General features: G+C 55.3%; 22 protein-coding genes. 12 read left to right on the forward strand and 10 right to left on the reverse strand.

The window, feature by feature from the left end; all coding sequences use genetic code 11:
- Positions 1–15 precede the first annotated feature (15 nt).
- Both ACT3UM_RS08180 and lapB read left to right on the forward strand, forming a co-directional pair.
- Complete coding sequence (locus ACT3UM_RS08180; protein ID WP_035583902.1) at positions 16–321, forward strand: LapA family protein; 306 nt, start codon at positions 16–18, stop codon at positions 319–321.
- Entirely contained in the window at positions 322–1,527 is a 1,206-nt protein-coding gene (lapB, locus tag ACT3UM_RS08185) for a lipopolysaccharide assembly protein LapB (RefSeq protein WP_498897756.1), read from the forward strand.
- Between the two features lie 17 nt (positions 1,528–1,544).
- On the opposite strand, the gene pyrF is transcribed toward lapB, so the two are convergent.
- Positions 1,545–2,246, reverse strand: coding sequence for an orotidine-5'-phosphate decarboxylase (gene pyrF / locus ACT3UM_RS08190; protein ID WP_498897758.1), 702 nt, complete (start codon positions 2,244–2,246; stop codon positions 1,545–1,547).
- A gap of 280 nt (positions 2,247–2,526) precedes the next feature.
- Here pyrF and ACT3UM_RS08195 point away from each other — a divergent pair, with 280 nt between their 5' ends.
- Entirely contained in the window at positions 2,527–2,808 is a 282-nt protein-coding gene (locus tag ACT3UM_RS08195) for a ComEA family DNA-binding protein (protein WP_035583909.1), read from the forward strand.
- A gap of 79 nt (positions 2,809–2,887) precedes the next feature.
- Here ACT3UM_RS08195 and prpD read toward each other — a convergent pair whose 3' ends face one another.
- The 6 genes from prpD to ACT3UM_RS08225 form a co-directional block, all read right to left on the reverse strand.
- The gene (gene prpD / locus ACT3UM_RS08200; RefSeq protein WP_498897760.1) at positions 2,888–4,384 is read right to left on the reverse strand and encodes a 2-methylcitrate dehydratase; all 1,497 of its coding nucleotides are present in this window, start codon (positions 4,382–4,384) and stop codon (positions 2,888–2,890) included.
- A 39-nt stretch (positions 4,385–4,423) separates the two neighbouring features.
- Positions 4,424–5,593, reverse strand: a complete 1,170-nt coding sequence (prpF, locus tag ACT3UM_RS08205) for a 2-methylaconitate cis-trans isomerase PrpF (RefSeq protein ID WP_498897762.1) — start codon at positions 5,591–5,593, stop codon at positions 4,424–4,426.
- 14 nt (positions 5,594–5,607) lie between these two features.
- Entirely contained in the window at positions 5,608–8,217 is a 2,610-nt protein-coding gene (gene acnD / locus ACT3UM_RS08210) for a Fe/S-dependent 2-methylisocitrate dehydratase AcnD (RefSeq protein ID WP_498897764.1), read from the reverse strand.
- A 67-nt stretch (positions 8,218–8,284) separates the two neighbouring features.
- Positions 8,285–9,412 carry a bifunctional 2-methylcitrate synthase/citrate synthase gene (gene prpC, locus ACT3UM_RS08215; protein ID WP_498897766.1) on the reverse strand — a complete coding sequence of 376 codons (1,128 nt, stop codon included), beginning with the start codon at positions 9,410–9,412 and terminating at the stop codon, positions 8,285–8,287.
- Between the two features lie 190 nt (positions 9,413–9,602).
- Complete coding sequence (prpB, locus tag ACT3UM_RS08220; protein ID WP_498897768.1) at positions 9,603–10,493, reverse strand: methylisocitrate lyase; 891 nt, start codon at positions 10,491–10,493, stop codon at positions 9,603–9,605.
- An 80-nt stretch (positions 10,494–10,573) separates the two neighbouring features.
- Positions 10,574–11,317 carry a GntR family transcriptional regulator gene (locus ACT3UM_RS08225; protein ID WP_498897770.1) on the reverse strand — a complete coding sequence of 248 codons (744 nt, stop codon included), beginning with the start codon at positions 11,315–11,317 and terminating at the stop codon, positions 10,574–10,576.
- A gap of 260 nt (positions 11,318–11,577) precedes the next feature.
- On the opposite strand from ACT3UM_RS08225, the gene pabB reads away from it, so the two are divergent.
- On the forward strand, positions 11,578–12,933 hold the full coding sequence (gene pabB / locus ACT3UM_RS08230; RefSeq protein ID WP_498897772.1) for an aminodeoxychorismate synthase component I: 1,356 nt from the start codon (positions 11,578–11,580) through the stop codon (positions 12,931–12,933).
- A gap of 131 nt (positions 12,934–13,064) precedes the next feature.
- The gene (locus ACT3UM_RS08235; RefSeq protein WP_498897774.1) at positions 13,065–13,685 is read left to right on the forward strand and encodes a phosphoadenosine phosphosulfate reductase domain-containing protein; all 621 of its coding nucleotides are present in this window, start codon (positions 13,065–13,067) and stop codon (positions 13,683–13,685) included.
- A 13-nt stretch (positions 13,686–13,698) separates the two neighbouring features.
- On the opposite strand, the gene cysB is transcribed toward ACT3UM_RS08235, so the two are convergent.
- Positions 13,699–14,673, reverse strand: coding sequence for an HTH-type transcriptional regulator CysB (gene cysB, locus ACT3UM_RS08240; protein WP_498897776.1), 975 nt, complete (start codon positions 14,671–14,673; stop codon positions 13,699–13,701).
- Positions 14,674–15,083: 410 nt separating this feature from the next.
- On the opposite strand from cysB, the gene trxA reads away from it, so the two are divergent.
- Positions 15,084–15,407 carry a thioredoxin gene (gene trxA / locus ACT3UM_RS08245; RefSeq protein ID WP_007113240.1) on the forward strand — a complete coding sequence of 108 codons (324 nt, stop codon included), beginning with the start codon at positions 15,084–15,086 and terminating at the stop codon, positions 15,405–15,407.
- A 91-nt stretch (positions 15,408–15,498) separates the two neighbouring features.
- On the opposite strand, the gene ACT3UM_RS08250 is transcribed toward trxA, so the two are convergent.
- Positions 15,499–16,596, reverse strand: coding sequence for an AI-2E family transporter (locus tag ACT3UM_RS08250; RefSeq protein WP_498897778.1), 1,098 nt, complete (start codon positions 16,594–16,596; stop codon positions 15,499–15,501).
- Between the two features lie 219 nt (positions 16,597–16,815).
- On the opposite strand from ACT3UM_RS08250, the gene ACT3UM_RS08255 reads away from it, so the two are divergent.
- Positions 16,816–17,670, forward strand: a complete 855-nt coding sequence (locus ACT3UM_RS08255; protein ID WP_498897780.1) for an SIMPL domain-containing protein — start codon at positions 16,816–16,818, stop codon at positions 17,668–17,670.
- Here ACT3UM_RS08255 and serS read toward each other — a convergent pair.
- Positions 17,615–18,892, reverse strand: a complete 1,278-nt coding sequence (gene serS / locus ACT3UM_RS08260; protein WP_498897782.1) for a serine--tRNA ligase — start codon at positions 18,890–18,892, stop codon at positions 17,615–17,617. The two genes, ACT3UM_RS08255 and serS, sit on opposite strands and share 56 nt — an antisense overlap.
- A 320-nt stretch (positions 18,893–19,212) precedes the next feature.
- Here serS and ACT3UM_RS08265 point away from each other — a divergent pair, with 320 nt between their 5' ends.
- The 5 genes from ACT3UM_RS08265 (at position 19,213) to ydiJ (ending at position 25,168) form a co-directional block, all read left to right on the forward strand.
- A complete protein-coding gene (locus ACT3UM_RS08265; protein WP_498897784.1) occupies positions 19,213–19,497 on the forward strand; it encodes a type II toxin-antitoxin system RelB/DinJ family antitoxin in 285 nt (94 codons plus the stop codon).
- Positions 19,494–19,775, forward strand: coding sequence for a type II toxin-antitoxin system RelE/ParE family toxin (locus ACT3UM_RS08270; RefSeq protein WP_498897786.1), 282 nt, complete (start codon positions 19,494–19,496; stop codon positions 19,773–19,775). The genes ACT3UM_RS08265 and ACT3UM_RS08270 overlap by 4 nt, the downstream gene beginning before the upstream one ends.
- Positions 19,776–19,955: 180 nt before the next feature.
- On the forward strand, positions 19,956–21,203 hold the full coding sequence (locus tag ACT3UM_RS08275) for a dicarboxylate/amino acid:cation symporter (protein WP_498897788.1): 1,248 nt from the start codon (positions 19,956–19,958) through the stop codon (positions 21,201–21,203).
- Positions 21,204–21,373: 170 nt separating this feature from the next.
- On the forward strand, positions 21,374–21,964 hold the full coding sequence (locus tag ACT3UM_RS08280) for a DUF4202 domain-containing protein (RefSeq protein ID WP_498897790.1): 591 nt from the start codon (positions 21,374–21,376) through the stop codon (positions 21,962–21,964).
- Positions 21,965–22,066: 102 nt separating this feature from the next.
- Complete coding sequence (ydiJ, locus tag ACT3UM_RS08285; RefSeq protein ID WP_498897792.1) at positions 22,067–25,168, forward strand: D-2-hydroxyglutarate dehydrogenase YdiJ; 3,102 nt, start codon at positions 22,067–22,069, stop codon at positions 25,166–25,168.
- Positions 25,169–25,205 lie beyond the last annotated feature (37 nt).

Genomic DNA, 25,205 nt, shown 5'->3' on the forward strand with positions numbered 1-25,205 from the left:
GACTAGGAAACTCACATGCGTTGGATCAAAGGGCTGATTCTAGCCGTTATTTTGCTCATAGTAGTGCTGGTAGGCATCCTGTTTGCCGTTAATAATCAGCAAACCATTGCCTTGAACCTTATTTGGCTGGAGCTGCCAGCGGTATCGCTATCGGTTTGGCTGCTAGCGACACTGGTGTTTGGCGTTGTGCTGGGCATGCTCGCCATGCTGGGTGTCTACGTGCGATTAAAGGCGACCCTGGCCCGCAGTCAGCGACACAATAAGCAGCAGCGTAAAGAGCTGGATAGTCTACGCACCCAGGAGTTCAAGGAACTGGCATAAATGCTGGATGTCGCGCTGCTAAGCGTACTGCTGGTCGCCATTGCCATCGGTTACGGGTTAGGTTATCGCCAAGCCGGACGCCGCCGACATCGCTCCCAGCCGTCTGCGTCCTCCTCGCAGGCGCTCTCCCGGGATTACTTCGTCGGGCTAAACTACCTGCTTAACGAGCAGCCCGACGAAGCGATTAATACCTTTATCAACGTGCTTTCGGTCAACAGCGACACGGTTCATACCCACATCGCGCTGGGTAAACTGTTTCGCGCCCGCGGCGAGGCCGATAAAGCGGTCAGCATTCACCAAAACCTATTGGCACGGCCCGCCCTTTCGCAGCATACCAACGAACAGATCCAGCTTGAACTTGCCCGGGACTTTATGGCCCTTGGTGTTCATGACCGCGCGCAGCGGTTACTCAATACACTACTGGAAAACAGCGGTGATGATGATCACCGCTATGCGGCCAAACAGCTGCTTGTCGACTTATTAGAACGCGAAAAAGCCTGGCAGCAAGCCTTCGACGTGATCCAGCCGCTGCTCAAACAGTATCCCAAGATGCGCCGCCCCGCAGCTCACTGGCTATGCGAGCTGGCGCTGGAAGAAATTAGTGAAGCCAGCCGAGCACTGGCTAAAAAAAACCTCAAGAAAGCCCTGCAACTGGATGAAAACTGCGTTCGCGCCACGCTGCTGCTGGCCGAACTTGAGATGGACAACGGACACTATGCCCGCGCTATAGAGCGATTAGACAACATCCCGAGGCAGGACATAGCCTATATTCCCACCATGCTGCCTGCTCTCAAACACGCCTATTTGCGCAATAACGATGAAGCGGGATTTGAGGCTCACCTCTACCGTCTGCTGGAGCAAGCACCTTACACCAGTACCATTATTGCGCTAGGACAGCTCGTTCATCAGCGTGATGGTGTCGACAAAGCGATTGAGTTGATCGGTGAACGCCTGCGCGCAGTGCCAAGCTTAGGCGGGCTGGATTATCTGATCGACCTATATATTGAAAGCCAGCGGCTTAGCGGAAAGCCCTCACCTGATACCCGCCTGCTGCTACTAAAGCATCATACCGATGCGCTGCTGCTTAACCGTACGCGCCATCGCTGCCAACGCTGCGGCTTTGCCAGCGACGCGCTACAGTGGCAGTGCCCCAGCTGCCGCTACTGGGGCACGATTAAGCCGGTCATAGGCGTAGAGGGAGAATAGCTAGCCGTGCTATTTGTTTAGCGGTGCGCCAACTCGGCCTCAATCGCCTCCAGCGCGGCCATAGGGTCCTCGGCCTGAGTAACGGGTCGCCCTATCACCAGATGAGTACTCCCCGCCTCAATGGCTTCCCAGGGGCTCATCGTCCGCTGCTGGTCATTAGCGGCTGCAAAGCTTGGCCGAATACCGGGGGTCACCTTCAAGAAAGACTCCCCGCATAGGGTTTTAATCCGCGCTGACTCCTGGGCTGAGCAGACCACTCCTTGCAAACCACTCTGTTTCGCCAGCAGCGCCAAGCGCTCCACGTGCTCGGCCAGTGGGGCCTTTATGCCTAACTCCGCCAAATCGTCGGCCTGCATACTGGTCAATACAGTGACGGCGATTAAGTGGGTCGTTAAAGCGTGCTGATCCAGGCGCTGCACAGCCGCCTCCATCATCCGCCGCCCCCCGCTAGCGTGCACGTTGACCATCCACACCCCCTGCTCCGCCGCCGCCTGCACGGCGCTGGCAACGGTATTGGGAATATCGTGAAATTTAAGGTCCAGAAACACCTCAAAGCCACGCCCGTGTAACGCCTCAAGCACAGCGGGGCCGCTACGCGTGAACAGCTCTTTACCTACTTTCACTCGGCAGCGGGCGGGGTCTAATTGATCCGCCATGCAGAGCGCAGCATCTAGCGAAGGGTAATCAAGGGCAATAATAATCGGGGAATCGGTGACCACAACGTTACTCCAAATACGTTTTTGATCATTATATCAGCCTCGCCCTACTCCACGCCCCCCAACATGCAAGCGGCATGTAAGCCTTTTGCCATAAATGTATAGCAAAAAACTTACAAACGCTGTCATAGATCTCTTACAGAAACGCGCTTTTAATAAAGCTAAGTTAATGATGCAGCGGCGTTTAACTTGCTCATCGATAATCCGAGCATGGGTGAAAACCACTAAGCAACGTCGTCTCTGCAACCCACGTACTCCAACGTTATTAACAGGATCATTGAGGATGAACATGACACTTAAAGCAATGTTGGCCGCACTACTGCTTAGCGTTAGCTTAGGACTTTCAAGTGGCGTGATGGCTCAAGAGGTGGCCCCGATTAACGTCAATACCGCCGACGCTGAACTACTGGCCGAACTACCGGGCATTGGTCCCAGCCGAGCTGAAGCGCTCATTGAAGAGCGTGAAGCCAATGGTGCCTTTGAAAGCGTTGAGGATCTTGAACGCGTCAGCGGCATTGGCCCTGCCACGGTGGACCGCATGCGCGAACAAGTCACGTTTGAATAGCCTTATTGGGGAGCCTATCTTTCGTAAACCACTACAATAGCCCGGTGGCATAAGCATCGGGCTATTGTTGATACACGCCTTAAATCATCCACAAATCCATAAATTTGTGTACGGGCAAGGCTTCAAGCGCTGTCTGTTGGCGACATAGTTGAGTAATGGCTTGGCAACGGCTTGCCGCAAAACGTGTCGCCAAATGGCGCTCAAACTTCTCAACGAGTAGCGGCATCCCCTCTTCTCGCCGACGCCGATGGCCGACCGGATACTCTACCGCGATATGATCAGTTGACGTGCCATCGTTGAAAAACACCTGCACCGCATTAGCGATAGAGCGCTTCTCCGGGTCGTGGTAAGCCGCCGAATATTCGGCGTTTTCCTCTACCACCATCTTGTCACGCAGCTCATCTATCAGCGGATGGGCCGCATGGAAGCCATCTTCATAGTGCTCTGCGGTCAGCGCGCCAAAGATAAGCGGCACCGCAGTCATATATTGCAAGCAGTGGTCGCGATCCGCGGGATTGGCGAGTGCGCCGGTTTTGGAAATAATACGAATGGCTGAATCGTGGGTGGTGAGCACGATCTTATCGATCTCGGCTAGTCGATCTTTCACCTGAGGGTGCAGCGTCACGGCGGCTTCGCAAGCGGTTTGGGCGTGGAACTCAGCGGGGAAGGAGATCTTAAACAGAATATTCTCCATCACGTAGCTGCCAAACTCGCGCTGGAAGCGAAGGCGGCGGTCAGCTTCCGGCTTCAGGCACAAATCTTTGTTGGCATGGCTAAACAGCACATCGTAGAAGCCCCACTGGGGCGCCGATAGCGCACTGGGAATCCCCATTTCGCCACGTAGTGCGATATCCGCTAAGCGCACGCCCCGTGAGGTGGCGTCCCCTGCTGCCCAGCTTTTACGCGATCCGGCGTTGGGCGCATGACGATAGGTGCGCAGGCTCTGGCCGTCCACCCAGGCGTGGGAGAGCGCTGACAGCAGCTGCTCACGATTAGCCCCCAAAAGCTTGGCGGCCACCGCAGTAGACGCCACTTTTACCAGCACCACGTGATCAAGACCGACGCGGTTGAAGCTATTCTCCAGCGCCAGTACACCCTGTATCTCATGGGCCATGATCATAGCGTTAAGCACATCGCGCATCACCAGCGGCGCTTCGCCTTGAGCCACTCGCCGCTGGGAGAGATGATCGGCCACGGCGAGTATTGCCCCGAGATTATCGGAGGGGTGCCCCCACTCAGCGGCAAGCCATGTATCGTTATAGTCCAGCCAGCGGATGATGCAGCCGATATCCCACGCCGCCTTGACCGGATCAAGGCGAAGCGAGGTGCCCGGCACTCGCGCCCCAAACGGCACCATCGTGCCTTCCACTATTGGCCCGAGATGCTTAGTGCATTCAGGAAAACGCAGCGCTAACAGACCGCAACCTAGCGTATCCATCAGGCAGTAGCGGGCAGTTTCCAGCGCTTCCTGGGACTCGACTTGATAATTCAATACATAGTCGGCAATGGTCTGTAGCTCTGGGTCGTAATCAGGGCGCTCATTGGTTTCGGATGTAGCTGACGCAGTGGCTGTCATTATGCTTTCCTCCTGGATGACCATCTATTTCAGTATGGACTAAAAGCTGTCGTCCGGAATTCTCACTGTCCCCTCCATCAATACGCGTGCGCTTCGACTCATCACCGCCTTCTCGATAAACCAACGCCCCTCTGTCAAGCTAGCTTCAGCGCCCACCTGCAGGCTGCCAGAAGGATGACCAAAGGTGACTTCGTTTCGTTTACCGCCACCGGCGACCAGATTCACCAGCGTCCCCTCAATGGCCGCTGCGGCAGCAATTGCCACAGCGGCGGTGCCCATCATGGCGTGGTGCAATTTCCCCATGGAGAGCGCCCTTACCACCAAGTCAATATTGGCGGCCTGCACGTTTTTACCACTCGAGGAAATGTAATCCGCCGGTGGCGCTACAAAAGCGACTTTCGGGGTGTGTTGACGACTGGCAGCTTCACTCACATCGCTGATTAACCCCATGTGCACAGCGCCGTGGGCACGAATAGTTTCAAACATCGCCAGTGCTTTGCTATCGCTGTTGATCGCATCCTGAAGCTCAGTTCCGGTATAGCCAATATCAACGGCGTTAATAAACACTGTGGGAATACCGGCATTGATCAGCGTCGCTTTCAATATTCCTACGCCTGGAACGTCAAGCTGGTCAACGAGGTTGCCAGTGGGGAAAATTGCCCCTTCGCCGTCAGCGGGGTCCATAAATGCCACCGGTATCTCGGCAGCTGGAAAAGTCACACCATCCAGCTCGAAATCACCCGTCTCCTGCACTTCGCCATTAACGATGGGCACCCGTGAGACAATGGTTTTATGGATATTTACCTGCCAAATGCGTACCTCGGCCACCCCGTTTTCAGGAATACGCGCCGAGTCCACCAAACCGTTGGCAATTGCAAAAGGGCCGACCGCTGCGGAGAGGTTACCGCAGTTACCGCTCCAATCCACAAAGGGCTTGTCGATGGAGACCTGACCGAAAAGGTAATCTACGTCATGTTCCGGAGACTCGCTTTTGGACAGAATGACCGTTTTACTGGTACTGGAGGTCGCCGCCCCCATGCCATCAATCTGCTTTTCATAGGGGTCGGGGCTACCGATCACTCGCAGCAGCAACTGATCCCGCGCGACACCCGGCTGTCGTGCCGCCTCGGGTAGATCGCTGAGCTTAAAAAATACGCCCTTGCTAGTGCCACCGCGCATATAGGTAGCGGGAATTTTAATCTGCGGCATTAACTTATCTCCGTTTACGCAGCGGTGGACTCAAGAAAGTCCTGGGCAAAGCGCTGTAGAACGCCACCGGCGGTGTAAATCGACACCTCCTCAGCCGTATCTAATCGGCACTTCACCGCAACCTGCACGCTTTCTCCACTCTGGCGGTGGATCACCAGCGTGAGCATCGCCCCTGGCGAAACCGCGCCCTCAACATCGAAAGTTTCGGTGCCATCCAAGCCTAGGGTTATGCGTGTAGTGCCGGGCTCAAACTCCAGTGGCATTACCCCCATACCGATAAGGTTGGTGCGGTGAATACGCTCAAAGCCTTCGGCAGCAATCGCTTCTACGCCCGCCAGCGCGACCCCTTTGGCCGCCCAGTCCCGTGAGGAGCCCTGGCCGTAATCCGCCCCGGCGATAATAATCAGCGGCTGCTTGCGGGCCATATAAGTTTCGATGGCTTCCCACATGCGGGCCACTTCGCCTTCCGGCTCTACCCGCGCCAGCGAGCCCTGTTTTACCTTGCCGTCGGCGTCGCGCACCATTTCGTTAAACAGCTTAGGGTTGGCGAAGGTGGCGCGTTGTGCAGTGAGGTGATCGCCACGGTGGGTGGCGTAGGAGTTGAAGTCCTCCTCTGGCACGCCCATCTTGGCTAGATACTCACCCGCCGCGCTGTTCAACTGAATAGCATTGGATGGAGAGAGGTGATCGGTGGTGATATTGTCCGGCAGAATTGCCAGCGGCCGCATACCCTTCATGGTGCGCACCTTAGCCATATTGCCCTCCCAGTAGGGCGGGCGACGTATATAGGTACTCTGCGGCCGCCAATCATATAGCGGGCTCACCTGGGCGCGGGCGCTCTTATCCAGGTCGAACATGGGGATATAGGTTTGCCGAAACTGCTCCGGCTTCACCGATGATTTGACGATCGCGTCGATCTCTTCATCCGCTGGCCAGATATCCTTCAAAGTAACGGGGTTGCCCGCTTGATCGATACCCAGGATATCTTTCTCAATATCAAAGCGAATCGTACCCGCAATGGCATAGGCGACCACCAGGGGCGGAGACGCCAAAAAGGCCTGCTGGGCGTGGGGGTGAATCCGACCATCAAAGTTACGGTTACCGGAAAGCACCGCCGTGGCGTAAAGGTCACGCTCGATAATTTCCTGGGCAATTTTTGGCTCCAGCGCCCCAGACATCCCGTTGCAAGTGGTGCAAGCGTAGGCCACCACCCCGAAGCCGAGATTTTCCAGCTCGCTCATCAAACCGGCCTCTTCCAGATACATCTTGACGGTTTTTGAGCCTGGCGCCAGCGACGACTTCACCCAGGGCTTGCGCAGCAGACCCAGCCGGTTAGCGTTACGGGCAATCAGCCCGGCGGCTACCATATTGCGCGGGTTAGAGGTATTGGTGCAGCTGGTAATGGCAGCGATGATAACCGCGCCATCGGGCATTCTGCCCGCTTTCTCTTCCGCCTGTACTGCTTCAAGCCCTACCGCAATACCGCGCTGTGCCAATTCTGAAGTGGGCAAATGAGCGTGAGGGTTAGAGGGTCCCGCCAGGGTGCGAGTCACCGACGAAAGATCAAAGGTCAGCACCCGCTCGTACTCAACCTCGGTCAGGCTGTCTGCCCACAGGCCGGTATGCTTGGCATAGGTTTCCACCAGCGCTACTTGCTCGTCCTCGCGACCGGTGAGCTTCAGATAATCGATGGTTTGAGCGTCGATATAGAACATCGCCGCCGTGGCGCCGTACTCGGGGGTCATATTCGAGATCGTAGCGCGATCACCCACGGTAAGCGCATTGGCGCCTTCGCCGTAAAACTCCAGATACGCCCCTACGACGCGCTCTTTACGCAGGAATTCAGTAATCGTCAGCACCATATCAGTGCCGGTAATACCTGGCTGCAGTTTGCCAGTTAGCTCTACGCCGACGATATCCGGCAGGCGCATCATGGAAGCACGCCCCAGCATCACGCTTTCGGCTTCAAGCCCACCCACACCTACGGAGATAACGCCCAGAGCATCCACCATGGGCGTATGGCTATCGGTTCCCACACAGGTATCCGGGTAGGCAATGCCGTCACGGTTCTGCACCACCGGCGACATCTTCTCCAGATTAATCTGGTGCATAATGCCGTTACCGGGGGGAATCACATCGACGTTCTCAAAGGCCGTCTTGGTCCAGTTGATAAAGTGGAAGCGGTCATCGTTGCGGCGATCTTCAATGGCACGATTTTTCTCAAAGGCGCCCTCTTCTGAGCCTGCGTGCTCTACCGCTAGTGAGTGGTCGACAATCAATTGGGTCGGCACGACGGGGTTAACTTTGGCGGGATCGCCGCCCTTCTCGGCAATGGCGTCGCGTAGTCCGGCAAGATCGACCAGCGCGGTTTGGCCCAGAATGTCGTGACAGACCACGCGTGCCGGGTACCAGGGGAAATCCAGGTCGCTTTTGCGCTCAATCAATTGTTTCAAGGCATCGGTGAGCAGCTCAGGGGCGCAGCGGCGCACCAGCTGTTCCGCCAGCACACGCGAGGTATAAGGCAACTGTGCGTAGGCACCGTGCTGGATATCTTCCACCGCCTCACGAGCATCAAAAAACTCAAGCTCTGTGCCAGGCAGCGGTTTACGGTATTGGGTATTCATAGCAGGCAGACTCACAAAGAAGGGGCGGAAAAAAGCCCGGTGGCCAAGCCACCGGGCAGCACGCGGATCAGTCTCGCGCTTCTATCGGCACCCACTCGCTCTTCTCGGGACCCGTGTAATCGGCGCTGGGGCGAATAATGCGGTTATTGGCGCGCTGTTCAAACACGTGGGCCGCCCAGCCGGTGAGCCGCGACATAACAAAAATCGGCGTGAACAGCTTGGTGGGGATATCCATAAAGTGGTACGCACTGGCGTGAAAGAAATCAGCGTTACAGAACAGTTTCTTCTCCCGCCACATGACCTCTTCAACCCGCTCGGAAACCGGGTAAAGCACTTTATCGCCGACATCATCAGCCAGCTTTTTTGACCACTCTTTGATAATCGCATTGCGTGGGTCGGACTCGCGATAGATCGCGTGGCCGAAGCCCATGATCTTATCCTTGCGCTCCAGCATGCCCATAATCTTGCTTTCTGCTTCTTCAGGCGACTGCCAATCTTCGATCATCGCCATGGCAGCCTCGTTAGCGCCGCCGTGCAGTGGGCCGCGTAGCGAGCCAATCGCACCGGTCACGCAGGAGTGCATATCAGAAAGCGTCGAGGCGCAGACCCGAGCGGTAAAGGTAGAGGCGTTAAACTCGTGCTCGGCATAGAGAATCAGCGATACGTTCATTACCCGCGCATGCAGCTCAGAAGCGGGCTCGCCGCGCAGCATATTCAAGAAGTGACCGCCTACCGAGACATCATCCGTTTCGGTATCGATGCGTACGCCGTCGTGGGAGAAGCGGTACCAGTAGCAGATAATTGAGGGCAGCACCGCTAGCAGCCGGTCGGCAACGTCCTGCTGCTGGTCGAAGTTCTCCTCGGTTTCCAGATTGCCTAGCATTGAGGTGCCGGTGCGCATCACGTCCATCGGGTGGGCATCTTTAGGGATCTGCTCAAGCACCGTTTTCAGCGCATCGGGCAGCCCACGCAGGCTTTTCAGTTTGCTGATGTAGTGATCCAGCTCGGCTTGATTGGGCAGTTTGCCTTTTAACAGTAGGTAAGCCACTTCTTCAAATTTGGCTTTTTCAGCTAACTCTTTGATATCGAAGCCACGGTAGGTCAGGCCTGAACCTGTTTTGCCTACCGTACATAGCGCGGTGGAACCGGCGCTCTGGCCACGCAGTCCTGCACCTGTCACGGGTTTATCAGCCATGGTGTGTCTCCTATTACTGCTTTTATTGTAACTATCGATTTATGAATAAGGTCGTTCAGTAAACTTTCGGCAAAGCTATCTTGGTGAGAGGGCAGGTTGAAGCGAGGGTCTTTTGTCATGGATGACAAAAGTAGCGCCCAAGGAAGGGTTCACAGCGCCCTCGCGGAAACCTGCCCTCTCACCAGTTGGCTTATTGGTCGTCGCCTTTCTCGGCAAACAGTGCGTCCAGCTTCTGCTCAAAGTCGTGGTAGTTCAGGAAGTCGTAGAGCTCATCGCGGGTTTGCATCAGCGGTACAACGTCTTTTTGGTGGCCGTTGTCGAAGATGCTTTGGTAAACCTGCAGTGCCGCGGCGTTCATGGCGCGGAACGCGGAGAGCGGATAAAGCACCATACGGCAGCCAACGTCGCCAAGCTCTGTTTGAGTAAACAGTGGGGTCGCACCAAATTCGGTGATGTTAGCTAAAATCGGCGCATTGACCCTCTGGCAGAAGGCTTTGTAATCGTCCAGGGTGTGCACGGCCTCGGCGAAGATGGCATCCGCGCCCGCTTCCACACAGGCGTTAGCCCGTTCAATGGCCGCATCAAGTCCCTCTTTCTGGAAGGCATCGGTGCGGGCAATGAGATAGAAATCAGGATCAATCTTGGCATCTGCGGCGGCTTTAATGCGGTCGACCATCTCCTGCTGGGAAACAATCGCTTTATTGGGGCGGTGACCACAGCGCTTTTGCGCTACCTGGTCTTCCATATGAACCGCCGCCACGCCAGCGCGCTGCATCTCTTTGACGGTGCGAGCAATATTGAAAGCGCCGCCCCAACCGGTATCGATATCCACCAGTAGCGGCAGCTCGGTGGCGCCGCAGATACGATGAGCATCCTCCACCACATCGTTCATGGTGGTCATGCCCAGATCCGGCAAGCCGAACGAGGCATTCGCCACACCGCCACCGGAGAGGTAAATGGCCTGATGGCCCACTTTATCGGCCATTAGCGCAGTGTAGGCATTGATAGTGCCTAAAATGGGCAGCGGGCGGTTAGCCTCAAGCGCGGCCCGAAAGCGGGCGCCGGGAGTCATCTGGGACATGGGGCGTTTCTCCTGTTGATCTGGCGGAGCTTTGGATAAGCTCTTTATAAGTTCTGGTTTAGCTACTTTTTAGTTATGTTCTAGCGTTGTGATTTAGATACTGACTGTTCGAGAGCCTCGGCGTAGCGATCGGCCACATTGGCTCGAGAGGCGCTGACATGACGGCGCATCAAAAGCTCGGCCAGCTCCGCATCACCCGCCTCAATGGCATCGACAATGCGGTGGTGCTCCACAAAAGCGCGCTGAGGCCGGGTGCCACTGGCACTAAACTGGGTCCGGTAGAGGCGCACAAGATAGTAAAGGTCGTCGCAGAGCAGGTTCATTAGCATCTTGTTGTGGCTGCCCTGCACGATGCAGTAATGAAAATCGAGATCGCCTTCGCGCTGGTAGTAAGCTTCGCCACGCTTTAAGTCCGCCTGGCCTTCGTGTAGCGCCAGCACATCGCGCAGGCCCTGAACCTCTTCCGGCGTCATATTTTCTGCGGCCAGCCGGGCGGCCATGCTTTCCAGGGCTTCGCGCAGATCAAACAGCTCTAGCAGCTCTTTCATTGAGAGCTGGACAACACGGGCGCCCACATGAGGAACGCGCTCAATCAGGCGGTGCGCTTCCAGACGCCGCATTGCCTCGCGCAGTGGCCCCCGTGATATGCCGTAGGTTTTAGACAATCCCGGTTCGGTGATTTTACTGCCAGGGGCCAGTTCGCCGCGGACGATGGCATCCTGGAGCTGATTAAATACCCGCTCGGCGAGCGTGCGCACTTCTGAAGAATTCGATTCAGACGAACTTTCCGTGGCGTTTAATAAGGAAGTAGCGAGAGGAGCCATAATTAATTGTCGACAATTGAAAAGTACACAGACTCTAGCGCGTGCCAATTAAACCGTCAACTAACCTTGTTAGCCGATTTTATACCCCTTTCGTTGTATTAGCAGGTGCAACAAAACCCTTGCTGTCAACAATCAAGTCATTATTGTGCGTAAAACTATCGATAAGGCCCTGCGTGAGAAAGGCGTCGAAGCCGTGCACTGGTGTCATCGTCTACGCCCCTCTAAAATAGCTCGCCCTTTACTGGCTAGGCGTTTGCTTAATGATCAAGGCGTTGACGATATCTGCCCTGCCCTACTCACCCGATCCATTGGGGATATTCGCCTGCCTGCGTGAAAGGCCCGGCGCGGTGCTACTCGATAGCGGCCGCCCTATCGCCACCGGTCGCTTTGATATTATCAGTAGCGACCCACTCGCGACGTTGGAAGTTACTCATCATGGCGAGACCAATGTCGTGTCGGATCAACTTAGCCCCCCGGCACACTTGGTCAACGATGTGTTTGGTCTTCAGCAGTGGCTACTGGATCAATTAGACACCTTTGATGAGTGCAGCGACCTACCTTTTCTCGGCGGGCTGATTGGCTACTGGGGTTACGATTTAGGCCGCAAAAGCTTATCAATCCCAAGTCGACAGGCGAGCCCGGCACCACTACCGCAAGCCCGTTTGGGGCTTTACGACTGGTGTATTACGCTCGACCACGTGACCCAACAGGCGTGGTTAATCGCCTCACCAGAGCGCCGTGAGCAGGTGGAGAGCTGGCTGACTCAGACGCCAACGCCGACTAAATCCTTTACCCTAACGGGTGCCTTTAAGGCCGAGCTTAGCCACGCCCAATACGTGACGCGCTTTAACGCCGTACAACGCTATATTCGGGCGGGTGACTGCTATCAAATCAACCTGGCCCAGCGTTTTTATGCCGACTACCAGGGGGATGAGTGGCAGGCGTATCTACAGTTGCGAAAAGCCACCCCCACGCCCTATTCAGGCTTCATGGCCTGGGATGACAAGGCCGTGCTCTCGCTTTCACCCGAACGGTTTATTCAGTGCCGCAACCGCGAAGTCGAAACCCGTCCAATTAAAGGCACCCGCCCGCGCGGCGCAACGCTTGAAGAGGATCAGGCGCTGGCTGAGCAGCTAATAAGCAGTACTAAAGACCGCGCTGAGAATGTGATGATTGTCGATCTGCTGCGCAATGACCTGGGCCGCGTCTGCCAGCCGGGGTCCATTCGCGTACCGCAGCTATGCCACTTAGAGAGCTACCCCAACGTGCACCACTTGGTTAGCGTAGTGCAGGGGACCCTGGCTGAACACTACACCCCGCTAGCACTACTTAAGGCGGCGTTTCCCGGCGGCTCCATTACCGGCGCACCCAAGATTCGTGCGATGCAGATTATCGATGAACTGGAGCCCTGCCAACGCAGCGTGTATTGCGGCAGCCTTGGCTATGTGGATGTACGCGGCAGCATGGATACCTCCATCGCTATTCGCACCATGGTGGCCGAGGCGGGAAAACTGCATGTATGGGGCGGCGGGGGCTTGGTGGCTGACTCCCAAGCGGAGGAAGAGTACACCGAGACGCTGGATAAAATCCGCCACTTAATTGGCGCTTTGGAATAAGCAGCGCGAGCTCTATATCAAAAAGGAATATAAAAGCCAAACTAAACGGTATTGGGGCTTGCTGCCTCCTGTTTGGTAGCCTAGTCAGTATTATTTAACTCTCGATATTTAACTCTCGATTAGGAGGCAGCATGCCCTCAGAGCTTGAAGCGGTTAACAGAGATTTCGCCAACAATCCTCAAGGGTTGGTTGAGTGGGCACTGGCTCAGGGCGCCCGACCTATTTGCACCACCAACTTTCGCCCCTTTGAAGCGGTGATTTTGCATATGGTCACCCAGGTGCGCCCGGATATTCCCATTGTATGGATGGACAGCGGCTACAATACTGAGGCGACCTATCAATTTGCTGATGAGGTCATTAAACAGCTCAATCTCAATCTGGTGAGCTTTATCCCCCAGCGCACCCGCGCCCATCGTGAAGCGCTGGAAGGCCCCATGCCCGGTATCGACGACCCGCGCCACGCGGCCTTTACCCAGGAAGTCAAAATCGAGCCCTTTGAGCGCGCGCTGCGTGAAATGCAGCCCGACGTATGGTTTACCGCGCTGCGCGCCGAAGACACCGCGGAGCGGGCCAAAATGCAGCCGGTTAGCCGCAACAGCGACGGCCTATTGAAAGTTGCTCCGCTGCTGCAGTGGAGTGCCAAAGATATGTACCAGTACCTACAGGCGCATAATCTGCCCAACAACTTCGACTACTTCGACCCCACCAAGGTGGAAGAGAAGCGCGAATGCGGGCTGCATTTACAGCACTGATTCACACAGCAGATTAATACTCAGGCAGGTCTAAGTCATCGAATAGAGACTGTTCATGACGCGGGCCTGCCATTAGCGCTTCCTCTACCCGGTCGCGGGTTAAATGAGGCGCAAAACGCTCTAAAAAATCATACATATAGCCGCGCATAAAAGTGCCACGACGAATACCGATCTTGGTCGTAGAGCTAGCAAACAAGTGGCTAGCATCGAGCGCTACCAAATCATCATCAAGCGCCTCATCCACGGCCATATGCGCCACAATGCCAACCCCCATGCCCAACCGCACGTAGGTTTTGATCACGTCAGCATCGGCGGCGGTCAGCACCACATTGGGCGTTAGGCCCTTGGCTTTAAAGGCATCGTCTAACTGCGAGCGGCCGGTAAATCCAAACACATAGGTCACTAGCGGATGTTCAGCGAGCGCCTCTAGGGTCAGCGGGCCGTTATGGGTTGCCAAAGCATGCCCCTTAGGCACCAATACGCAGCGGTTCCAGCGATAGCACGGCAACAGCACTAAATCGGTAAATAGTTCTAGCGATTCGGTCGCAATAGCGAAATCTGCCTGACCTTCACTGACCATCTGCGCGATCTGCTTAGGCGTACCCTGCTGCATATGCAGCGCCACATCGGGGTATTTCAGCGTAAATTCGCTGATAATGGGCGGCAGCGCGTAGCGAGCTTGAGTATGGGTCGTCGCAATGGCTAGGCTACCGCGGCGCTCGTCGCTATGCTCCTGGGCCACCTGTTTGATGTTTTCGGTGAGGCGCAGAACCTGCCCGGCCAGGTCAATAATCGACTGACCGCCCGGTGTAACCCGCGTCAGGTGCTTGCCGCTGCGGGCAAAAATCTCGACGCCAAGCTCATCTTCCAACAACCGTATCTGTTTGGAGATCCCTGGCTGTGAGGTAAATAGACTTTGCGCTGTGGCTGAGACGTTTAGGTTATGTCGATTGACTTCCCAGATATAGCGTAGCTGTTGTAGCTTCATATCCTCACCTTATTTATTCTCTAAACAGATCTATGTAGACCGTACCTATCAACAAACCCTACCAACAAACCCTAACAACACATTCAACCAACACCCTAAAATGCTACTGCTCATCGCATCTGAGAGGTTGTGTTGTCGATTCGGCACTCTACAGCACCATATAGAATAAAAAACACCAAAATAATACTTTTATATTATAAAAAATATGTGCTATCGGCACCCTTTAATTTCTGCTATTTAGTTAACTCACTATGCAGGAAATTTGCCAGCAACCTTCGCGCCCGCTAACATCTGCCCACGCTTATCGCGATAGTCACGTGGCGTGGTGAAAGAGCGCCGATTGATCGCGTAATGACCGTTGCTCCATTTGAGGCAACGAAACAGCAAGAGCAACGCAAACGGAGAAGCAAATGGCTAATAATGTTGATGTCACCAACGCCAATTTTGAGCAAGAAGTCCTCAACGCTGAACAGCCTGTGCTAATGAAATTCTGGGCGCCCTGGTGTGGCCCGTGCAAGGTCATGGCCCCGGTTGTGGATGAAGTAGCTGCAGAACGTCAGGAGAGCCTGAAAGTGGTTAGCGTTAATGTCGACGACGCGCCTGAAATTGCGGCTGAGCAAGGCGTGCGCGGTGTACCTACCGTGATGCTGTTTAAATCCGGCACCAAAGTCGCTTCACTGGTTGGCGCGCAATCTAAATCACAACTGACGCAGTTCATCGAACAAAACGCTTGATGAATGTGCCTGCGTAAAACTACCGCCGACCCTGTCGGCGGTAGCTGTCCTGCTAACCAGTTCGATTACTACTCAGTCCACTTCTTTCGCCTTATCGTTTCCAGGGCGGCAAGCTTGCATCACTCGCCCGATCATCTTTAACACGACGTTTCCCTGGCCCTAGCAGTCGAGCAATCCAACGGGTTTGTGGGTGACTATCGAGAGCAATCTTAAGCGTCATTGTCAGCACCACCGACAGCAGCATCCCCGCCGCACCAAAAATCCACCCCCATACCACCAGCGATAAAAACGCCACAAAGGTAGAAAGCCCAAGCGCCTGCCCCATTACCCGCGGTTCGATCAAATTGCCGAGCACAAAGTTGATCACCAGATAAGCGGAAGCCAGCAGCAGTGCCTGAAAGGCGCCGCCATCCTGGGAGACCAACAGCAATAGCACGGGAGGAATGGCAGCAATGGCTGAGCCGATATTGGGGATAAAGTTGAGGGCAAACGCCAACACGCCCCATAGCAGCGGAAAATCAACCCCAACGACCATGCAAGAAAGCCAAACCAACGCGCCCGTTGCCAGGCTGATAACCGTCTTAACAGCCAAATAGCGCTTCAGCGTTAAGCTGAACTCACTAAAGCGTTTCAAGCTAGGCGCAGGATTTTCCAAGGCACGGGAAATTTTGTCGCGCACATTGAGGGTTTCAAACAGCATAAAGATGACCAGTAACCCGACAATGATGCTCTGCATAAAGAGGTTACCAAGCTGGCTCAATACCTCTGGCATCCAGGAGCCTTCATCATCCATCTCAAACAGCGAGTTGATCTGATCGGGATTAATCGCTAACCCTCGTGAAGAGAGCGCATTAAGCAAGTTCCAGTACTGTTCATATAGCCGCGACTCGATTTCCGGCAACGCCGTCACAAAGGTACTAAAGCTGTTGACCACCAGCAGGCCAATAAGCGATAAAAACCCCAGTAACACCATCAAGGTTAGAAAGGCCGACACCCGCATACTTAAGCCACAGCGATGCAGCCACTGCACAGGTGAGGTGCACACTACCGCAATAAATATCGCCAGTAACAGCGGCACGAGTAGATCAGCGCCTACTTTCATGCCCGCAATAATCACGACCAAGGCGGCGAGCGCCAAGGTTGCATGGAGCGGTATACTGCGGTAATCCTCATCCGATAATTTCGGCATAATCCATCCTTAGCTTGCTGTCAGTGTATAATGGCTGCATACGGCATATTGCACAAACCATGCAAATAATAAGCAACTGTTTTGCGTTCACTCTTCCCTGCTGAACTTTCTTTTCCACTGCGCTTCCAAGCTCCGTCTGCCCTAACTTCTTGAAACAGCTTTTGTAAAACCGGGTATTAACTTAGCGGCACGATTGTCCGCTCATTAAGGAAGCCATCTATGCAAGCAATATCACCTATCTCTACGCGGCTGCGCTCTCAATTTCTAGGCTACGGTCTGCTTGGCAGTGCCCTGCTGGCACTCCTAAGCGCGCCTTTAGCACACGCTTCACCGCCCACTCCGCCACAGCCCAGCCTACATGTTCAAGCACAGTCATGGGTGGAGGTAGAGCCTGACAAAGCCACTTTAAATGCACGGCTATGGGAGAACACTCCCGCTCTTTCCACCTTGGAAGAGAGCGATAGTAGCGCACTTAGCGATGCCCGCGAGCGTTTGGAGAGCCGCGCCAGCGAATTAATCGAACAGATGGAAGCCACCGGCCTTGAACGCAACGCTATTAATGCGGGCTCGCTGAATGTCTATCCTGAACATGTTCAAGGGCCCCGCAATGAAGACGGTGAGCATGAAACCCTGCAGCGCACGCGCCTTGAGCGCCCAATCACCGTCGAACTAACCGACCTGGATCAGTTAAGCCAAGTATTAGACGCGCTAATAGCCGCCGGTGTTAACTCACTGGACGGTGTTCAGTTTGACCTGCAAGACCGTGATGCAGCTACCGACGAAGCACTGGTTAAAGCGCTAGAGAAAGCGCAACACAAGGCCAATTTGATGGCCGACAGCTTAGATGCCGAGCTTGACCATGTGCAGCGCATTGAAGAGACCCAATCGCCTATTTTCCAACCACGCATGATGGCAATGCGGGCAGAAAGCGATTCTGCTGCCAACCAATCGGGTGCCGCCAGTGATTACAGCCCCGGCACCATTCGTATTGATGCCGGGGTTAGCGTTGAGTGGGCGCTTAAAGGGCCAGACGCTCCACGCCGCCCAGATAGCGACGTAGCGGCTCAGGAATAGTTACCGAGCCATCCGCCTGCTGGTGGTTTTCAAGCACCGCCAGCAGGCAACGACCAACCGCCAGCCCTGAACCGTTCAGCGTATGCAGCAACTGCGGCTTTTTTGAATCCGGATGGCGATACCGCGCTTGCATACGCCGGGCCTGGAAATCTTCGCAGTTAGAGACCGACGAGATTTCCCGGTAAGTCTCCTGGCTGGGCAGCCAGACTTCCAAGTCATAAGTCTTCGTGGCCCCAAAGCCCATATCCCCAGTGCAAAGCGTTACTACGCGATACGGCAACTCCAGCGCCTGCAGGATCGCCTCCGCATGGCCGCGCATCTCTTCCAGCGCTGCGTAGCTCGTCTCCGGCTCTACGATCTGTACCATTTCGACTTTATCGAACTGGTGCTGACGGATCATGCCACGGGTATCGCGCCCGTGGGAGCCCGCCTCACTGCGGAAACACGGCGTATGGGCGGTCAGCTTCATCGGCAGCGCCGCCTGCTCGACAATTTCATCGCGCACAAAATTGGTCAGCGGCACTTCTGAAGTGGGAATCAGGTGGTATTCGCGCTCATCGTCTAGCCTAAACAGATCTTCGCCAAACTTCGGCAGTTGGCCGGTGCCCATAAGCGAATCACGGTTGACCATATACGGCACGTAGCACTCTTCATAACCGTGCTGCTCGGTTTGGGTATCCAGCATAAATTGCGCCAGCGCCCGGTGCAGGCGCGCGATCGGCCCACGCATGACCGCAAAGCGAGCACCGGTGATTTTAGCCGCCAGCTCAAAATCGAGATAGCCCGACTTCTTACCCAGATCAACGTGATCCAGCACCTTGAAATCAAACGCCCGCGGCGTGCCCCAACGGTGTAGTTCAACGTTATCGTCTTCGCTTTTGCCTTCCGGCACGCTTTCGTGGGGCAGGTTGGGAATACCGCTAATGGCGTCGTCCCACTCTTCCTGCACCTCGGCCAATTCTTTCTTGGCTTTATCCAGGCGATCGCCTAAATCGCTGACTTCATCTAGCAGCGGCTGAATATCTTCACCGTTAGCCTTGGCCTTGCCAATTGCTTTGGAGCGCATATTACGCTCGTTTTGCAGCTGCTCGGTTTGCGTTTGCAGCTCGCGGCGACGCGACTCCAGCGCCTGTAGCCCCGCCTTATCAAGCACAAAGCCCCGGCGGGCCAGTTGATGAGCAACCGTGTCAAGATCACCGCGCAGCAGTTTCGGATCGAGCATGAATCCTGTCCCTTGGCCTGAAAACAATAAGAGCAACGCGCCAATGCGCGTGCGAAAAAAGAACTATTGTAGGCAAAAGCGCGGCGGGGGGCTATGGGCGGTGCCACGCAGCACTTGCTTAGCAGTATTAAAGGTTAGATGAGTAAGATATTTTGTAGCGCCACTAACCGAGTAGCGCGTGGTAAGCCGAAGGCGCACCCGCGGATGCAGCGCAAAGCGCTGCTTGGAAGTTTGCAGCAACGTTTATAACTTCACTGAAATATCTTGGATATCTATTCTTGTGCTAACATCTGTACACACGCATTGGCTTGGATCTCACCATGGACACCAGAATTCAGTTTCGTGTTGACGAGGAAACAAAACGCTTAAGCCAACAAATGGCCGAAAGCCAAGGGCGCACATTGAGTGATGCCTGCCGGGAATTTACCGAGCAACTGGCTGAGCAACAGCGCAAGGTGCTATCTCACGATGCATGGTTGACACAGCAAGTTAACCAAGCGTTTGAGAAATATGATGAGGGAAAGGCTTCCTTTATTGATCATGATAGCGCGAAAGCCCATATGGCTGAGCGCAAAGCTAAAATCCGCCATCAAGATACGCCATGATTTTTTGGGAAGAAGAGTCCCTTAATGATCGTGAGGTGATCTTCGAGTTTCTTTACGAGTTTAACCCTTTAGTGGCGGAGAGAACTGATGACATGATCGAAGCTAAAGCTGAAAACCTACTCGAGCAACCGATTATGGGTGTGCAAAGAGAGGGTATTCCAGGCAGATTGCTTATCGTCCCTGAGGTATCGCTGATTATTTCCTACTGGGTCGATGGCCCTACTATTCGCATCATGCGAGTGCTTCATCAGAAACAGAAATTTCCATGCTTAAAGTGAAATTGTCGTCCTTTCCCCCTCCTCTATCAGCCCCCACAGTCACGACACCACTGCTACCAACGTAACCCTCTGGTACCAGTCCCAGCTGGTCTTAATCGCCAAAAGTGATAGAGTGCCCGCCGATTCGACTGGCGAATCGCTGAATAATAGTTTTTCACACTTTTGGACAGGAGAAAGGCAGTGCAGGAAAAAGCACAGCAAGGAAAGTTTGCCTGGTGGCGACGAATTGCCCTATGGAAGAAGATTCTCGCGGGCTTGGCGCTGGGTATTTTGGCAGGTGCGCTGCTAGGCGACACCGCCAGCGTGTTTAAGCCGCTTGGCGATATTTTTATTAACGCCATTATGATGCTGATTGTGCCACTGGTATTTTCCACCTTGGTGGTGGGTATTACCTCCATGCGCGACCCACAGAAGATGGGCCGTATCGGCGCACGTACGATTACGCTCTATTTGATTACTACCGCCTTTGCCATAAGTATCGGCCTGCTGCTCTCCACCCTGCTACAGCCGGGCGTGGGTGTAGATTTAAGCTTCGACTCTGAAGTGGCCGCTAACGAAGCGCCATCGCTGATCTCTATTCTGGTTAACTTAGTGCCGCGTAACCCGTTGGACGCCCTGGCCAACGGCAACATTATGCAGATCATTGTGTTTGCCATTGGCCTGGGTATTTCGCTGACGCTGATTGGCGATAAAGGCGAGCCGGTCATGAAGGTGTTCGATAGCTTTGCCGAGGCGATGTACAAGCTCACCGGCATTGTGATGGCCTTCGCCCCGTTCGGGGTATTTGGCTTAATCGCCCACGTCTCGGGCCAGTACGGCTTAGAGATACTGCTACCACTGGCCAAACTGATTGGCGTGGCCTACCTGGCCAGTATCCTGCACGTACTAGTGATCTACTCAGGCTTTATCTCGCTACTGGGTCGGCTAAATCCAATGCGCTATTTGCAGGGCAGCCTGGACGCTATTGTGGTGGCCTTCTCGTCCGCCTCCTCTGCGGGCACCCTGCCGGTCTCTATCCGCTGTGCGCAGAAGAACCTTGGCGTTTCTGAAGGGGTTTCTGGGTTTGTACTGCCCGTGGGCGCCACCATCAATATGGATGGCACCGCGCTTTATCAGGGCGTAGTGGTGCTATTTATTGCCCAAATGACCGGCACAGATTTGAGCATGATGGATTACGGCATGATTGTTGCCACCGGCACGCTGGCCTCCATTGGCACAGCGGGCGTACCGGGCGCGGGCTTGATTATGCTCTCGATTGTCATGGCACAGGTCGGCCTACCGCTGGAAGCCATCGCCGTGGTCGCAGGGATTGACCGTATTCTTGATATGGCACGCACCAGCGTCAACGTCGCCGGTGATTTAATGGTGACAACCCTGGTGGGTAAAAGCGAGGGTGAACTTAACGAAGAAATCTACAACCGCCGCTAATTTTTGACGCTAGCGTTTATAGCGTATGAAAACGCGTCCGCTGTGATTAGCAGCGGACGCGACGCTTCCTCTTTTCATAATCGCCCCACCTATACAGCAGTTGTGATTCGTGCGGTTTCTCGGCAACCTAGTCTCTATTGTCGACCACTTTCCAGCCGAGCACCGCTGCCATGCCTACCGCTTTTGATAAAACGCTTGCCGCCATCGATGCCCTGCATGCCGAGGATCCACGTTCCACCACCCTCGACGATGACACATCAATGCCCCAGGAACTGGCCTATGCTCAGCGCATGAGTGGGTGGCTAGACCATGTGCATGACGCACCGGATGAAGTGCTTCGATTAGCCGTTCGGGCCCAGCACTTGCAGCGCTGGCTGGTACCGCGGGAAGAGTATCCTGAAGGACGCGTGGGCTATTTAACTTGGCGGCGTGACCAGGGCAAGCGCGCGGGCGAGACGACCGCTCAGCTAATGCGCGATGCTGGCTACAGTGACGAAGACGCCGACCGAGCCGCGAAAATTATTGGTAAAAAAGGTCTGGGCCGCGACGCCGATGTGCAGGCACTGGAAGATTGCGCCTGCTTGGTATTCTTAGAAAACTACTTTGCCGACTTCTCGCGCAAAATTGAGCACGACCATATGGTGCGAATCGTGCAGATGACCTGGCGCAAAATGTCACCCCGCGCCCACGAGCTGGCCCTTACACTGCCAATGTCTGACGCCTCATTAGCACTGGTAAAAGAGGCCCTGGGGGCGGAGTAAGGTGTAAAGTAAAGCGCTACCTTGAGATGCAGCCGGGCAGCCGCTGCGGTAAAGTAGCCGTCTTATTTTTTTGCGCCCACGGCACTGACGGCTTGATCAACTATGATTGCATCCTTGGATACGCGTACCGCCCCGTTTGAACGTTTGGGTAAAGATTACGTGCGATTTCTACAAGCCCTCAAAACGCGGGGTTTTGAGGGTGAAATCGCTCCCGACTACGCCAACCGTACGGTGCTGGCGACGGATAACTCAATTTATCAACGCCTGCCCCAGGCGGCGGTCTACCCCAAGCACGCAGAAGATATTGAGCGCCTGACCCGGCTGGCCGCGCAAACCACCCATCGTGGCATTGTATTAACGCCCCGCGGCGGCGGTACCGGCACCAACGGCCAGTCGCTCACCGATGGTATCGTGGTGGACGTTTCCCGCCATATGAATCACATCATTGAGATCGATGTTGAGAACCGCCGGGTGCGCGTTCAGGCCGGGGTGATCAAGGATCAGCTCAACGCGGCACTCAAACCCCATGGGCTTTTTTTTGCCCCAGAGCTCTCCACCTCTAATCGCGCCACCATTGGCGGCATGATTTCCACCGATGCCAGCGGCCAGGGTAGCTGTGAATATGGCAAAACCCGCGACCATGTGCTGGAACTCGATACCATTCTGATTGGCGGAAAGCACCTACACAGCCGCGCATTAACACAGGATGAAGAGCTGGCTGAGCGCCAGCAGGAAGGCGTACTGGGGCGCGTACATTCCACCGCCGCCGAGATTATCGACCAGCAGCGTGACTTGATTGCGGCCAAGTTCCCCCCGCTCAACCGCTGTTTAACCGGCTACGACTTAGCCCACCTGCGCGATGGCGAAGGTCAGCTGAATCTCAATAGCCTGCTGTGCGGCTCGGAAGGCTCACTGGGCTTTTTGAACGAAGCGGTGTTGAACGTGCTGCCGATTCCCAAGCACTCAACGCTGGTCAATGTGCGCTATACCAGCTTTATGGATGCGTTACGGGATGCCAAAGCGTTAAAAGCCAGTGCCGCGCTGCCTACCTCCATCGAGACCGTCGATGACACCGTGCTGCAACTGGCCATGGAAGACTTTGTCTGGGACAGCGTTGCCGAGTTTTTCCCGGCCACCGGAAGTACGCCGATTCGCGGCATTAACCTGATCGAGTTTAATGATAACGATGAGAGCGCTCTCGCTGAGCGCGTGCGCGACTTCACCGAACACCTTACCCAAGACGCCACCGTCGAGCGGCTGGGCTATACCCTGGCCGAAGGGCGTGGGCAGATTCAAAAAGTCTACGCCATGCGCAAACGTTCAGTGGGCTTGCTTGGCAACGTGCAGGGCGAGAAGCGACCCATTGCCTTTGTGGAAGACACCGCCGTACCGCCAGAGCATCTAGCCGATTTTATCGCCGAGTTCCGCGCGGCGCTGGATGCTCGTGGGCTCTCCTACGGCATGTTTGGTCATGTGGATGCGGGGGTACTGCACGTGCGCCCCGCGATCGATATGAAAGACCCTGAGCAGGAAAAACTGATTCGAGCGGTGTCCGATGAAGTGGCCGCGCTTACCCAGAAATATGGTGGCCTGCTGTGGGGCGAGCACGGTAAAGGCGTGCGCTCTGAGTATGCGCCCAAGTTCTTTGGCGAACTCTACCCCAGCCTACAGCGAGTAAAAGCGGCTTTTGACCCCTACAACCAGCTTAACCCTGGCAAGATTGCCTCACCCGCTGAAAGCGTCGAGCTCATCGCCAAGGATAGTGACCCCGATTTGTTGACGGTCGATGGCGTGCCCATGCGCGGCCAGCTCGACCGCACGATCGACGAACGCGCCTGGCAGGCCTACGATGCCGCGGTGTACTGCAACGGCAACGGCGCCTGCTACAACTATGATGTTGATGACCCCATGTGCCCCTCCTGGAAGGCCACGCGAGATCGCCGCCACTCGCCCAAAGGTCGTGCCAGCCTGATCCGCGAATGGCTGCGCCTGCAGACCCAGGCGGGCATCGATGTGGTTGAGGAGTCGCGTAAGAAAAAAGCCGAAGGCGGCTGGGGCTTTATTAAGAGCTTTCCGCTGCGGGTGGCGAATACCCTAAGCCGCAAGCAGCACCACGACTACTCCCACGAGGTTTACGACGCTATGGCGGGTTGCCTTGCGTGTAAATCCTGCGCGGGTCAGTGCCCGATCAAGGTCAATGTCCCCCAGTTCCGTTCGCAGTTCTTGGAGGTCTACCACGGCCGCTACCTGCGCCCGATTCGCGACTACGTGATTGGCGGCACTGAGTTTATGCTGCCCACCCTGGCCAAGGCCGCACCGCTGTATAACGCAGTAATCGGCCAGGGCTGGGTTGAAAAGCTGATGCGCAGCACCCTGGGCATGAGTGATTCACCCGCCCTCTCTCGCGCCAGCGTGAAGAAACAGATGAAGGCCTGGGGCATCGCTGAAGCAACACCGCTCTCACTGGCGCTGTTAACCGAACAGCAGCGCGCTAATAGTGTGATTCTTGTTCAGGACGCCTTTACTACTCACTTTGAAGCCAAGCTGGTGATGGACGTGGTGGAGCTACTATCGCGTCTAAATCTACGCGTGTTCGTGATGCCCTTCTCCGCGAACGGCAAACCGCTCCAGGTGCAGGGCTTCTTGGGCGCCTTCGAGCGCACCGCCGCCAAGCAGGCCGAGCGGCTACGTACCCTCGCCCGCTTTGATATCCCTCTGGTTGGCATCGACCCAGCAATGACGCTCACCTATCGTCAGGAGTACGTAAAAACGTTAGGCGAAGACGCCGTGCCGGAAGTGCTGATGCTGCAGGAGTGGCTGACGACGCGCATCAATACCCTCGCGCCCAATCAGCTTAAGCTCACCGATCCAGGCTTTAAGCTGCTCTCCCACTGCACCGAGAAGACCAACGCGCCGGGCAGCCCCAAAGCATGGCAGCAGGTATTTGCCGCCTTTGGTTTAGAGCTTGAACTGATGGCCAGTGGCTGCTGCGGTATGTCCGGCACCTACGGCCATGAAACCCGTAACGCCGCTACGTCCAAAACTATCTACGCCCAGTCGTGGCAGCCCCAAGTGGAAGCCGAAAACAACGCAGGCAAGTTGCTGGCCACGGGCTATTCCTGCCGCAGCCAGGTAAAGCGATACTCTGAACAAGTTCTGCCACACCCTTTGCAGGCGTTACTCATTGCCCTAAAGCGCAGCTAAAATTTGTACAAACAATAAACCTTGTATAACGTTGAGG

The organism is Halomonas sp. AOP13-D3-9 (assembly GCF_052379125.1).
Lineage (GTDB): Bacteria > Pseudomonadota > Gammaproteobacteria > Pseudomonadales > Halomonadaceae > Vreelandella.

Excerpts from the sequence above, each read along its gene's own strand:
- ACT3UM_RS08180 (WP_035583902.1), top strand. The coding sequence starts at position 16 with ATGCGTTGGATCAAAGGGCTGATTCTAGCCGTTATTTTGCTCATAGTA.
- lapB (WP_498897756.1), top strand. The coding sequence starts at position 322 with ATGCTGGATGTCGCGCTGCTAAGCGTACTGCTGGTCGCCATTGCCATC.
- ACT3UM_RS08195 (WP_035583909.1), top strand. The coding sequence starts at position 2,527 with ATGAACATGACACTTAAAGCAATGTTGGCCGCACTACTGCTTAGCGTT.
- prpD (WP_498897760.1), bottom strand. The coding sequence starts at position 4,384 with ATGACAGCCACTGCGTCAGCTACATCCGAAACCAATGAGCGCCCTGAT.
- prpF (WP_498897762.1), bottom strand. The coding sequence starts at position 5,593 with ATGCCGCAGATTAAAATTCCCGCTACCTATATGCGCGGTGGCACTAGC.
- acnD (WP_498897764.1), bottom strand. The coding sequence starts at position 8,217 with ATGAATACCCAATACCGTAAACCGCTGCCTGGCACAGAGCTTGAGTTT.
- prpC (WP_498897766.1), bottom strand. The coding sequence starts at position 9,412 with ATGGCTGATAAACCCGTGACAGGTGCAGGACTGCGTGGCCAGAGCGCC.
- prpB (WP_498897768.1), bottom strand. The coding sequence starts at position 10,493 with ATGTCCCAGATGACTCCCGGCGCCCGCTTTCGGGCCGCGCTTGAGGCT.
- ACT3UM_RS08225 (WP_498897770.1), bottom strand. The coding sequence starts at position 11,317 with ATGGCTCCTCTCGCTACTTCCTTATTAAACGCCACGGAAAGTTCGTCT.
- pabB (WP_498897772.1), top strand. The coding sequence starts at position 11,578 with ATGATCAAGGCGTTGACGATATCTGCCCTGCCCTACTCACCCGATCCA.
- ACT3UM_RS08235 (WP_498897774.1), top strand. The coding sequence starts at position 13,065 with ATGCCCTCAGAGCTTGAAGCGGTTAACAGAGATTTCGCCAACAATCCT.
- cysB (WP_498897776.1), bottom strand. The coding sequence starts at position 14,673 with ATGAAGCTACAACAGCTACGCTATATCTGGGAAGTCAATCGACATAAC.
- trxA (WP_007113240.1), top strand. The coding sequence starts at position 15,084 with ATGGCTAATAATGTTGATGTCACCAACGCCAATTTTGAGCAAGAAGTC.
- ACT3UM_RS08250 (WP_498897778.1), bottom strand. The coding sequence starts at position 16,596 with ATGCCGAAATTATCGGATGAGGATTACCGCAGTATACCGCTCCATGCA.
- ACT3UM_RS08255 (WP_498897780.1), top strand. The coding sequence starts at position 16,816 with ATGCAAGCAATATCACCTATCTCTACGCGGCTGCGCTCTCAATTTCTA.
- serS (WP_498897782.1), bottom strand. The coding sequence starts at position 18,892 with ATGCTCGATCCGAAACTGCTGCGCGGTGATCTTGACACGGTTGCTCAT.
- ACT3UM_RS08265 (WP_498897784.1), top strand. The coding sequence starts at position 19,213 with ATGGACACCAGAATTCAGTTTCGTGTTGACGAGGAAACAAAACGCTTA.
- ACT3UM_RS08270 (WP_498897786.1), top strand. The coding sequence starts at position 19,494 with ATGATTTTTTGGGAAGAAGAGTCCCTTAATGATCGTGAGGTGATCTTC.
- ACT3UM_RS08280 (WP_498897790.1), top strand. The coding sequence starts at position 21,374 with ATGCCTACCGCTTTTGATAAAACGCTTGCCGCCATCGATGCCCTGCAT.
- ydiJ (WP_498897792.1), top strand. The coding sequence starts at position 22,067 with ATGATTGCATCCTTGGATACGCGTACCGCCCCGTTTGAACGTTTGGGT.